Below are 11807 nucleotides of genomic sequence, written 5' to 3'. Positions count from 1 at the left end.
TATCACTCCTATTTGCATTGCAAACAATTTATTCAAACAAGTGTAAATAGAGTAGGACTGGCCTACTCTATTGTTCATTGCATTAAAGTTAGTTTTTCTCAGACCGATACTTAATAAGCTTCTATATTAATATACCCGGTTGGTTATTCGGCTTCTTTTTTCTCGGTCACTTGGGCAATGGCGCTTTTTAAAAACTCCACGTGCACTTTATCGGCCACTCTTACGACAACGGTGGTATCCTTAATCTTAACGACGGAGCCCAGGACGCCCCCAACGGTAACGATGTTATCACCGACATTCAGGCCTTTGATCATGGCGGCATGCTGCTTCTGTCTCTTCTGCTGGGGCCTGATCATTAAGAAGTAAAGAATGGCAAACAGAGCCACAATATAGATGATGGAAGCCGTTTGCGGTCCGAAATCCAATGTAAACCCTCCTTTCTGCTATCATAAAAAACAATTTCTTCTTCAAGACAGGTTTTCCCTGCCAGCGGAAGAAAAATTAACCTGCATTAAAATGCGACATAAATTCCGACCGGTATTCCAACAGTCTGTCTTCCCGGATGGCCTCTTTTATCTTTCCCATCAAATGCTGAATAAAATGCAGATTATGAATGGTTGTTAACCGTATGCCTAAAATTTCATCTGTTTTTATTAAGTGTCGTATATAGGCCCGGCTGTAGTTGCGGCAGGCGTAGCAATCACATTGCTCATCCAGGGGCCGGAAGTCCCTGGCATATTCAGCATTGCGGACGGTAAGCCGGCCTTTGTGAGTGAATACAGTGCCATTGCGGGCGATGCGGGTGGGCAGTACGCAGTCAAACATATCCACACCTCGGACCACTCCTTCAATCAAGCAGTCCGGGGAACCCACCCCCATCAGGTAGCGGGGTTTGTCTTTCGGCATGATGGGAATTAAATGATCCAGCACATCATACATCAGTTTCTTTGGTTCTCCCACCGAAAGCCCCCCGATGCCATAACCGGGAAAATCCATCTCGATTAATTCCCGGGCGCTGCGTTCCCTCAGATCGTTAAAAATACCGCCCTGGATGATGCCGAAAAGGGCCTGATCCTCCCTCTTGTGGGCCTTTTTGCAGCGTTCCGCCCAGCGGGTGGTGCGTTCCAACGCTGTCAGGGCATACTCCTTGTCACAGGGATAGGGGGCACATTCATCAAAGGCCATGGCGATATCCCCACCCAGGCTTCTTCGATTTCCATCACCTTTTCCGGTGTGAAGAAATGTTTGGACCCGTCAATATGGGAACGAAATTCCACTCCATCCTCGGTGATTGTTCTGAGCGGCCCCAAACTGAAAACCTGAAACCCGCCGCTGTCTGTGAGAATGGGTCCGTGCCAATTCATAAATTTATGAAGTCCGCCGGCTTCCCGGACCAGGTCGTGTCCCGGCCGCAGGTAAAGGTGGTAGGTATTGCTGAGAATCAACCTGCCGCCGGTCTCCCACACCTCTTCAGGGGTCATGGTTTTTACCGTTGCCTGGGTGCCCACGGGCATAAAAATGGGTGTTTCCACCACCCCGTGGGGGGTGGAGAGTTTGCCCAACCTGGCCCGGGTATGTTTCTCTTCCTTTTCTATGGTTATTTTTACTGGCATATTTCCTCCTGTTTGAGAGGTGAGAAGTTAGAAGTTAAAAAATCTCTCACCTCCAACCTCTCACTTCTCCCCCTTGGCCCCTTAGATTATGAACATTGCATCACCAAAACTAAAGAAACGATATTTTTCTTGTACCGCCAGCCGGTAGGCCGCCAGAATTTTCTCCCGGCCCGCCAGGCACTTACCAGCATGAGAAGTGTGGATTTGGGAAGGTGAAAATTGGTTATCAGCCCGTCAATCACCTTAAATTTGTATCCAGGATAGATAAAGATGCCGGTCATGCCGGAGCCCGGCAGGACTTGTCCGTTTTCATCGCAGGAAGTTTCCAGGGACCTCACGCTGGTGGTGCCCACGGCAATGACCCGTCCCCCCCGGTTCTTGGCCCGGTTGATTTCTTCGGCGGCCTGCGGGGTAATTTCAAAGTATTCCTGATGCATGGAATGACGGGTAATGTCCTCCACCTGCACCGGCCTGAAGGTGCCCAGGCCCACGTGCAGCAATACCGTTACCGTTTTAACTCCCTTTGCCCTGATTTCTTCCAATAATTCACGGGTAAAGTGAAGCCCGGCGGTGGGAGCCGCTGCAGACCCCTCTTGCCGGGCATAAACCGTCTGGTAGCGTTGCTGGTCTGCCAGTGGTTTTTTATGTAAGGCGGCAGCGGCATGGTGCCAATCCGCTCCAGCACTTGCAGAAAAGGTTCCCGGTAACTGAATTCTATGATACGACCACCCACATCGGTATGGTCAAGGATGCTGCCCGTCATCAACCCGTTTCCAAAATCAAGCATGTCCCCGGTCCTGGCCTTTTTCCCCGGTTTCACCAGGGCTTCCCAGCGGTTCGGCGCCACCTGTCGCAGCAACAGCAGTTCAATTTTGGCGCCGGTGGAAGTTTTGGTGCCAAAAATACGTGTAGGCAGGACTTTACTCTCGTTCATAACCAGCACGTCCCCGGGCCGCAGGTATTCAATAATCTCCCTAAAGGTTTTATGTTCAATGGCCCCGCTATCCCTGTGAACCACCATAAGCCTGGATTGATCCCGTTTTTCTACAGGCTCCTGGGCAATCAATTCTTCAGGCAATTGAAAATCAAAATCCGATAACTTCAAATCTTTGACTCCTTTATTGCCCGTAGTAAGGGCAATCTTTAGTCTGTATATAGTATTCCAGAATATCCCGGTTGTTATAACCGGCTTGGCCCCTACCCGCCGGGCTCCCCGGGGAGTGTCCTTTTGTACTATAAGGAAGTTTATTTCACTGACGCCCGTCGCTTGCGCAACTCAACACCTTTTCGACAAATTTGGTCGAATTCCTGCTAACGGCTGGCAACTTTTCATCTACAACCGGCTTCCAATAAAAATACCCTGTCAGAACAGGGCAGTTAAAAGATATTTGGAAGTGTTTACTAGCGTCTGAAAAATAAATTTAACAATATGGTTAGAAGTATACTTAAAACAATAGACGTTACCACCGGAAAATAAAAGGTAAAGTTTCCTCTCTGGACGAATATGTCTCCGGGCAGTTTGCCAATGCCCGGAATTTTACCGGCCAGCAGCAGGAGACCACCTATTAACACCAGGATCATCCCGGCAAATACAAGCATTTTGGCCATTGATTCAAAGGGTGCCATTTTATTTCCCCCCTTTGTCCCTGGCGTCTTTAGCGGGCCGGTAGTAACGGTCCCTCTCACTGTAAATGCAGCCGCAGTACTGCTGGCGGTACATCTCCAGTTCCTTTGATTTGGCTACGGCTTCTTTAAAGCCGGGTCGGAAGTCTTCATAGTAAAAGGGCACCCCGTACTGTCCCCCCAAATTTTCTCCAATGTCCCGGATTAAATCATGCTTCTGAAAGGGACTGACCAGCAAAGTGGTGGAAAAGGCATCAAAGTTCCCCTTCTTCGCCAGTTGGGCCGTTTTTCTCAGGCGCAGGTTGTAACACATTTGGCAGCGCCGGGCCTCCCGGTGGACCACTTCCTGCAGGTATTCATCCAGGCGGTATTCATCATCAAAAATGACCTTCCATTTTTGCTGTTGAGCAAATTGTTCCAGTTGATCCCGTCTTTTCTTAAATTCGGTATAGGGATGAATGTTGGGGTTATAAAATAGGCCGTAAACTTCATGATCTTTATTCCGTAAGCTCCCCAGGGGTAGATGGAACAAGGCCCGCAGCAAGTATGCAGCAGGATTTTTTTCATGTGACTTTCCCTTTATTGCGGTTAAAATTAGGATACCTTCGATAGTATATCCTATTCCGCTGTTTCTTACTGAACTACAGTGAAAGCCTTTCTTTCAGGGCGAAAATTTCCTTATTATGCTTGATGACATACTGACTGCATAGTTGGTGTTTAATGCCTTTTCAGCAATCTTGTCCCTAACTTCCCTGCGAAGATCATCCATTCGTGCAGACCGGGCAAAAAGTTCGTCTCTAAATAACTCCTGGTTTTTCTTTAGCATGGCTGACTCGGTTTTGAGCTGTGCAACGTCGGACTTGAGTACCGCAATATCGTCCTTGAGAACTGCAACATCGGATTTAAGTTCCTTCGTCATCGTGTTGTTAACAGCAACCATTTTAATCAAATCCTGCATTAAGCTTTCCAGGCGGTCGAGACGTTCTTCGCTCATCAAAGTTCCTCCTCACCGGTAATTTTATTACCACATTACACCATGTCTACCACTAAAACAAGGTTCTTTGTTCAACATCTCCTGTGGAATTCGTCTTCAGAGGAATTCCCAGATGATGATATGTCTGGGGCGTCACCATTCTGCCCCGGGGCGTCCGGGTAATAAAGCCCAGCTGCATCAGGAAGGGTTCCAAAACATCCTCTACGGTATCGGCTTCTTCGCTGATGGCCGCCGCAATGGTATCCAAGCCCACTGGTCCGCCGTTAAATTTTTCAATCACGGTGCGCAACAGCCGCCGGTCGGTATGGTCCAGTCCCAGCGGGTCCACCTCAAAGAATTCCAGGGCTTCCGCCGCCACTGCCGCTGTAATCTCCCCGGTTGCCTTCACCTGGGCGTAGTCACGCACCCGCTTCAACAACCGGTTGGCCACCCGGGGGGTGCCCCGGGAGCGACGGGCGATCTCAGTCGCACCGGATTGCTCAATGGACACATGAAGAATACCGGCTGCCCGGCTGACAATCCTGGTGAGGTCCTCGGTGTTATAAAACTCCAGGCGACTGATAATGCCAAAACGGTCCCGCAGGGGCGAGGCCAGCATGCCCGCCCGGGTGGTGGCGCCGATCAGCGTAAACTTGGGCAACTCCAACCGGATGGACCGGGCGCCGGGTCCCTTGCCCAGCACAATGTCCAGGCATAGTCTTCCATGGCCGGGTATAAAATTTCCTCCACAGCCCGGCTCAGGCGGTGTATTTCATCAATAAAAAGCACATCTCCCTGGGAGAGGTTGGTGAGAATGGCGGCCAAATCCCCCTGCCGCTCAATGGCGGGTCCGGAAGTGATGCGGATATTGACCCCCATCTCGTTGGCGATGATGTTGCTGAGGGTGGTCTTGCCCAAACCGGGCGGGCCAAACAGCAGCACGTGATCCAGGGGTTCACCCCTTTGTCTTGCGGCCTTCACAAAGATTGAGATGGTTTCCTTCACCTTTTGCTGCCCGATATATTCATTTAACTTTCTGGGACGCAGACTCATCTCCAGATCGCTGTCTTCCGTTTGTATGGATGCAGATACCAATCTATCCGTCATGGTTACCTCCCGTGCTACTTAATTGGCGCCAGTTCTTTAAGAGCTGCCTTAATCAGCGCGGGCACATCTGCCGCCGGGGTTTTATGTTGCGCCTTTCGAACAGCATCCCTGGCTTCGCTCTGGGAATAACCCAGCGACAACAACGCCACAACAGCATCCTCGTCCTGGCCCTGGGGAACGGTCCCGTCAGAAGCAGCCGTCTCCCCGGACAAGGCCACCGGTCCGGGCAGTTTGTCCTTCAGTTCCAGTAAAATGCGCTGGGCGGTCTTTTTTCCCACCCCCGGCACTTTCACCAGTTGGTTAACGTCCTCACCGGCAATGACCAACCGTAAATTTTCAGGGGGCAGGTGGGAAACCACCGCCAGGGCCATCTTTGGGCCAACCCCTGCCACATCCAGCAGCGCCAGGAAGCAGTCCCGCTGCTCCTCGCCGGAAAAACCGTAAAATTGAATACCGTCTTCCCGGACGGCCATATGGGTGTGAAGTTTTACTTCCTGCCCAATACCCGGCAGTTTGGTGGTTAAAGGAACATGGATGTGATAACCGATACCCTGAACATCGATCACCACCCAGCCTGTACCACCGGCAGCCAGCTTTCCATGAATATATGCAATCATCTTGTCAGTCCTCCCGGCGCTGAACTCCAGTGAGCATGGCAAATGGCAATTGCCAGAGCATCTGCCACATCATCGGGTTTAGGAATCTCATTTAATGAAAGCAGTGTTTTTACCATAAACTGAACCTGTTGTTTATCGGCTTTGCCGTACCCGGTCACCGCTTGCTTTACTTGTAAAGGTGTATATTCCGCCACAGGAACGCCGGCATTGGCTCCCGCCAGCAGGGCAATTCCCCTGGCATGACCCACTGCCAAGGCTGTCCGGGCATTTTTGTTAAAGAACAACTCTTCCACAGCCATAAAATCAGGCTTGTATTTGGCGATAATCTCCTGCAAACCTTGGTAAAGTCTCTGCAATCGTAAATCCAGCGACAACTCCGTACCGGTCCTCAGACAACTGTAAGCGATGGGTTTATAATGGTTTCCCAGGAATTCCACCAAACCAAACCCGGTAATGGCAGTACCCGGTCGATTCCCAAAACAATCATATTAACCCCCATATTTACCTGACTACCAATATTATACTACAAACTTTTGTTCTGTTGGGCGATAAATTCATCCATTATAAAATAATAGAACCCGGCTTTTCCTGGTCCTTAGTCCTGCATCTCATCCAAATTTTCCAAGATGGCGTTGAGTCCGTCCTCATTGGAAAATTCCAGTTCATAACGAAGCTTGGCCTGGGTTTCCGGCGTCATGTGGTAGAAGTCCATGGCCTGTTGAAGTTTTACCTGAAAGGCGGCAGACAGGCTGTTCAGGGGAATGGGCTCCTCTACCCTTAACAGTTTTTGATGATAGCCAAGGGGTCCCTGGTATATTGCAAGTTTGTTATCATGAATGCCTAAATGCCTGAAGGACCGGTGGTAACTGCAAAATTCATTCACCTTTCGCTGGGCCAAAATTTCATTTTTACGGATTTCCACCGAGAAACCCAGGGCCGCATATTTTTCTTTCAGTTCCTTTTCGGTCTTGATGCCGAATGAACCCACGGTTTTTCTGGCCACCTCTTCAATGTCCCCGCAAAGGTAAATATTCTCTTCCCTTATGACGAGATCCGGCACCAGTGCCGGCTGAATTTGTTGGGCAAAGACCTGCAAAATTGACACCCCGGCGCCGGCACTGTCGCCGGTCACCCTGCCGCCGACTATGGCAACACCCAGTAACAGAACAGCCAAAAATCCCCCCAGACCGATCCAAAGCAACCTGCTTACCATACTAACCACTCCTTTAGTTGGTTAGTATTGCCACTTTTTACAGGCTTATACCTCAAGGGAAAAGCCGGGGACAACCCCGGCCTTATTCTTCCATTACAAAATTGGTATACACTGCTTGCACATCGTCATTGTCTTCCAACAGGTCAATGATTTTAATCATCTTTTCTGCTTCTTCACCCTGCAGCTTGACGTTGGTCTGGGGGACCATGGCAATTTCCGCATCGGCGATGGGAATCCCCTGTTCTGCCAGGGCGGATCTTACGCTTTCAAAATCTTCCGGTGCGGTGGTAATTTCAAAACTGTCTTCCTCCACCTTCACATCCTCTGCACCGGCTTCAATGGCTGCCAGCATTAAATCGTCTTCACTGATTTTGGCCTCTGAACGGTCAAAGATCATGACACCCTTCTCTTTAAACATCCAGCTCACACAACCGGTTTCACCAAGGTTGCCGCCGTGTTTGGAAAGAATATGCCGAACTTCTCCGGCAGTACGGTTACGATTGTCTGTGGCAACATAAAGCAGAATGGCAACACCGCCCGGACCGTAACCTTCGTAACTGAATTCCTCAAAATGACTCCCTTCACCGCCGCCAGCGCCCTTTTGGATAGCCCGCTGAATGTTTTCGTTGGGTATATTGGCTGCCCTGGCTTTTTCAACAGCAGCCTTCAAGCGCATGTTGCCGGCCGTGTCCGGGCCGCCGTTTCTGGCGGCAATAATAATCTCCTTCGATAATCTGGTAAAGATTTTACCCCTTTGGGCATCAACTTTGGCCTTTTTACGCTTAATGGTTGACCATTTGGAATGTCCTGACACAAAAAACCCCTCTTTCTTGAAAAAAGCCCGGTACATGACCAGACCCTTCTGGATGTACCCAGCTTTTATCAAAACAAACGATTCATTTAAAAAATTGGTGGGATTGGCGGCATATGCTTCTTGTGTTCTCTTTTTCTTTCCAATGTCTGAATGGTTTTCTTAACGGACTCCGGAGCTTTTCCGGTAAGAATATAATGGTCCAGGTCTTTATAAGTAACACCCATTTCCTGCTCATCGCAGTGACCAAACCATAACCCGGCGGAGGGTGCTTTATCAATGATCCGCTGGGGAATTCCCAGTTCTCTGGCCAGTTCCTTCACCTGCCATTTTACCAGATTGGCAATGGGCAGGAGATCCACCCCTCCGTCACCATATTTGGTATAGTGACCTACCACCAGTTCGGCCCTGTTGCCTGTTCCGATCACTAAATAATTATGCCTGGCCGCCAGGTAATACAGAGTGATCATTCTTAACCTGGGTTTAATATTGGCAATGGCTAGATCACAGCTGTGCAAATCATAGTCTTGTCCGGTAAAACGGTGAACAAACCAGTCGAAGGGGTCATTAAGGACCACTTCTTCAAAGGGAACGGACAAGGTCTCTGCCACTAATTTGGCATCCTGCGCATCTTGCGGGTTACTATAACAGGGCATGATGACACCCAAAACATCATCCGGGAAAGCTCTTTTGCAGAGTGCAGCAACACAGGAAGAATCAATGCCGCCACTTAATCCAACAACTGCACCTTGGGCACCCGCCTTTTGTACTTCCTCTTGTATCCACAGCGTCAGTTTGTCTACTAAGTCCCTCATACTATAGACAAGCCCCCCTAGGCCATTGATAATTTCATCATATCATAATCTTCCCGCCGGGCGCAAACCAAAACAAATTGAAGAAAAACTTCACAAATGAAAGCTATTTTACTTGTATTAATTGTCATTATTGTCTGACTTGTTTCTCTATTTTTACTAGTTTATTAAGTTATACTATTTTTTCTATTTGTTCAATTTAATGAACGGTTTCTAGCAGGAAATCAGAAACTTTAATTGACAAGGTAATATTTACGAGCCTATAATATATTCAGAATCTTTGACATTTAATAAAAATTTAGGCAACATTTTTGCACCTAGCTAGATTATACCTCGATATTGCTGGTTTTTTAAGTCTCTTCTAAAGGTATTAAAATAATAAATTCTTCTGAGAAGCCGGCTTACTGTCCAACTAATTGTCTAAATATAAAGACAAGACTTTAAATTGTTGCTATTTAGGGAAAGTAAGATTTTTCACCATAAATAGTGACGTTAATTAAAGAAAATTAAAACTTTCCTTTCTAAATCCTGGTTTTTACTATCCAGAAAAGAGGTGGTTTATAGGAGTTTACCTGGGTTAAGCAGTTAGGTTCTAGCAGGTGTTCAAGTGGGTTTCTAACACCAAAGGGGGGTTTATGATGGAGAACAGAGATATAAAATTTTTAAAACTACAACAAATTATTGATTCTCATGAGGGTAAGGTTTCTCACCTTATCGCCATTCTGCAGGAGACTCAGGCAGAATACGGGTATCTTCCTAAAGAAGTATTAACCTACATAGCCACTGCAATGGGTATTTCCCCTGCCACCGTATTAGGCGTGGCTACCTTCTATGCCCAGTTTTCCCTTATTCCCAAAGGAAAATATGTCATCCGTGTTTGTGACGGCACCGCCTGCCACGTGCGGGGCTCCGAACCGATCATGATGGCTCTTCGTAAAGAATTATGTGTTACACCGGACAATCCTACCACCGGCGATTTAATGTTTACCGTAGAAACCGTCTCCTGCTTAGGGGCATGCGGTTTGGCTCCGGTTGTTGTAGCCGATGAAGAAGTTCACGGTCAAATGACTCCGGACGGTATCTTAGAAGTAATCAGAAAATTGGCACCCGCTGCCAGTGAAAACTAAGGGGGGACCATAGATGCTTAAGTCACGTGAAGATTTAGTAAACCTGCAGCAAAAATCCAAGGCTGCACTGGCCGAACAAAAAATGCGCATCTTGGTCTGTGCCGGTACCGGCTGCGTAGCCAACGGGTCATTAAAGGTATATGAAAGCTTGAAAAAACTTATTGCTGAACAGGGCTTATTAGCCGAGGTCGATCTTGTTAAAGAAGTCAGCCATGAGGGCATTGGTGTAAGCATCAGCGGCTGCCATGGTTTCTGCCAGATGGGTCCCCTGGTTCGCTTTGAGCCTTCCGGTTTACTTTACTGCAAAGTTCAGGAAGATGATTGTGCAGAAATCGTTGAGACCTCCATCGTGAATAACGGGGTGGTCGAACGTTTACTCTATAGCGATCCCACCACCGGTGAAACGGTTAAAACCCAGGATGAAATTCCTTTCTACAATCGTCAAGTGAGAGTTACCTTAAAAAACTGCGGACGTATCGATCCCGATGATATCAATGACTACATTGCCCATGGCGGTTACCAGGCCATTGCCAAAATTTTAACCGGCATGAAACCTAATGAAGTTATTAAAGAAGTTTTAGATTCCGGTCTGCGTGGCCGTGGCGGCGGTGGTTTCCCCACCGGTCGCAAGTGGTCCTTTGCCGCTGCACAGCCCGGTCCTAAAAAGTACATCATCTGCAACGGTGACGAAGGCGACCCGGGTGCTTTTATGGACCGTTCCGTTATGGAGGGCAACCCCCACTCGGTACTGGAAGGCATGATGATTGCCGGCTTTGCCATCGGAGCCGACGAAGGTTACATTTATGCCCGGGCTGAATACCCGCTGGCCATTAAGCGCATGCGAAAGGCCATTGCCGACGCAGAAGCCTGGGTGTGCTGGGCAAGGGCGTTTTAGGCACGGACTTCAACTTTAAGATAAACATCAAGGAAGGCGCCGGCGCTTTCGTATGCGGTGAAGAAACTGCCCTCATCGCTTCCATTGAAGGCGAGCGCGGCATGCCCCGCCCCCGTCCACCCTTCCCTGCCGTTAAGGGTCTGTGGGCTTGTCCCACTATCATCAATAACGTAGAAACCCTGGCCAACCTGCCTGCCATTATTATGAACGGCGCCGCCTGGTTCAGAGGCTTCGGTACTCCCGGCAGCGCCGGCACAAAGACCTTTGCCCTGGCCGGTCAGATCCAAAATACCGGTCTGGTGGAAGTTCCCATGGGGATGACCCTGCGGGAAATCGTATTTGACATCGGCGGTGGCTTAAGAGAAGGTAAGAAATATAAGTCCGTACAAATCGGCGGTCCCTCCGGCGGCTGCTTAACCGAAGAAAAACTGGATCTTCCCCTGGATTATGATGAGCTTATGAAGGTCGGCGCCATGATTGGTTCCGGCGGTCTGGTGGTCATGGGCGATGATACCTGTATGGTTGAAACCGCCAAGTTCTTTATGGGCTTTGTACAGAACGAGTCCTGCGGCAAGTGTGTTCCCTGCCGTGAGGGGACCAAACAAATGCTGGCCATGCTGACCAAGATTACCGAGGGTAAAGGTACCGAAGCAGACCTGGCGCTCCTGGAAGAATTGGCCCAGAATGTGAAGGACGGTTCCCTCTGTGGTCTTGGCAAAACTGCTCCCAACCCGGTTCTTACCACTCTCCGTTACTTCCGTGACGAGTACCTCGCACACGTTCGGGATAAAAAATGTCCCGCCGGCGCCTGCCAGGCTTTAAAAGAATACTACATTGATCCGGAAAAATGCAAAGGCTGCACCATTTGCGCCAGAGTATGTCCCGCCGGCGCCATTACCGGCGACAAAAAGCAGCCCCACGTCATCAATGTGGATCTTTGCCTCAAGTGCGGCGCTTGCATGGAGAAATGCAAGTTCGGATCCATCGTTATCAGGTAGTACTTGGATATTGAGAGA

General features: G+C 49.0%; 9 protein-coding genes and 6 pseudogenes. 2 read left to right on the top strand and 13 right to left on the bottom strand.

Annotated features, from left to right (window positions below; translation table 11 throughout):
* Positions 1–143: 143 nt before the first annotated feature.
* From yajC to nadE, 13 genes and pseudogenes are all read right to left on the bottom strand, one after another.
* Positions 144–425 carry a preprotein translocase subunit YajC gene (gene yajC, locus P378_RS11195; RefSeq protein WP_099083305.1) on the bottom strand — a complete coding sequence of 94 codons (282 nt, stop codon included), beginning with the start codon at positions 423–425 and terminating at the stop codon, positions 144–146.
* Positions 426–501: 76 nt separating this feature from the next.
* A pseudogene (tgt, locus tag P378_RS11190) lies at positions 502–1613 on the bottom strand (tRNA guanosine(34) transglycosylase Tgt).
* Positions 1614–1694: 81 nt separating this feature from the next.
* Positions 1695–2718: pseudogene (gene queA / locus P378_RS11185) on the bottom strand (tRNA preQ1(34) S-adenosylmethionine ribosyltransferase-isomerase QueA).
* A gap of 296 nt (positions 2719–3014) precedes the next feature.
* Positions 3015–3239: a DUF2905 domain-containing protein gene (locus P378_RS11180; RefSeq protein ID WP_099083304.1), complete on the bottom strand. Its 225-nt coding sequence runs from the start codon at positions 3237–3239 to the stop codon at positions 3015–3017.
* 1 nt (position 3240) lies between these two features.
* A complete protein-coding gene (locus tag P378_RS11175; RefSeq protein WP_420795996.1) occupies positions 3241–3696 on the bottom strand; it encodes an epoxyqueuosine reductase QueH in 456 nt (151 codons plus the stop codon).
* A pseudogene (locus tag P378_RS24170) lies at positions 3606–3803 on the bottom strand (epoxyqueuosine reductase QueH); the annotation flags it as partial. The gene P378_RS11175 and the pseudogene P378_RS24170, both read right to left, overlap by 91 nt.
* Positions 3804–3897: 94 nt before the next feature.
* Positions 3898–4230: a hypothetical protein gene (locus tag P378_RS11170; RefSeq protein WP_099083303.1), complete on the bottom strand. Its 333-nt coding sequence runs from the start codon at positions 4228–4230 to the stop codon at positions 3898–3900.
* Positions 4231–4282: 52 nt separating this feature from the next.
* Positions 4283–5316: pseudogene (gene ruvB, locus P378_RS11165) on the bottom strand (Holliday junction branch migration DNA helicase RuvB).
* Positions 5317–5330: 14 nt separating this feature from the next.
* A complete protein-coding gene (gene ruvA, locus P378_RS11160; protein WP_099083302.1) occupies positions 5331–5933 on the bottom strand; it encodes a Holliday junction branch migration protein RuvA in 603 nt (200 codons plus the stop codon).
* Positions 5930–6420: pseudogene (gene ruvC, locus P378_RS11155) on the bottom strand (crossover junction endodeoxyribonuclease RuvC). The gene ruvA and the pseudogene ruvC overlap by 4 nt, the downstream one beginning before the upstream one ends.
* Positions 6421–6528: 108 nt before the next feature.
* Positions 6529–7146 (bottom strand): hypothetical protein, encoded by a 618-nt coding sequence (locus P378_RS11150; RefSeq protein ID WP_180261068.1) that lies wholly within the window; start codon positions 7144–7146, stop codon positions 6529–6531.
* Between the two features lie 82 nt (positions 7147–7228).
* A complete protein-coding gene (locus tag P378_RS11145; RefSeq protein ID WP_099083364.1) occupies positions 7229–7960 on the bottom strand; it encodes a YebC/PmpR family DNA-binding transcriptional regulator in 732 nt (243 codons plus the stop codon).
* 86 nt (positions 7961–8046) lie between these two features.
* Positions 8047–8772, bottom strand: a complete 726-nt coding sequence (nadE, locus tag P378_RS11140) for an NAD(+) synthase (protein ID WP_099083300.1) — start codon at positions 8770–8772, stop codon at positions 8047–8049.
* Positions 8773–9407: 635 nt separating this feature from the next.
* On the opposite strand from nadE, the gene P378_RS11135 reads away from it, so the two are divergent.
* Both P378_RS11135 and P378_RS11130 read left to right on the top strand, forming a co-directional pair.
* Positions 9408–9896, top strand: a complete 489-nt coding sequence (locus tag P378_RS11135; RefSeq protein WP_099083299.1) for an NADH-quinone oxidoreductase subunit NuoE family protein — start codon at positions 9408–9410, stop codon at positions 9894–9896.
* Positions 9897–9909: 13 nt separating this feature from the next.
* Positions 9910–11789 (top strand): annotated as a pseudogene (locus tag P378_RS11130) (NADH-ubiquinone oxidoreductase-F iron-sulfur binding region domain-containing protein).
* The last annotated feature ends 18 nt before the right edge of the window (positions 11790–11807 follow it).

It is taken from the genome of Desulforamulus profundi (assembly GCF_002607855.1).
Note: the sequence above shows the minus strand (reverse complement) of the source record. Positions and strands in the feature narration are given on the sequence as shown.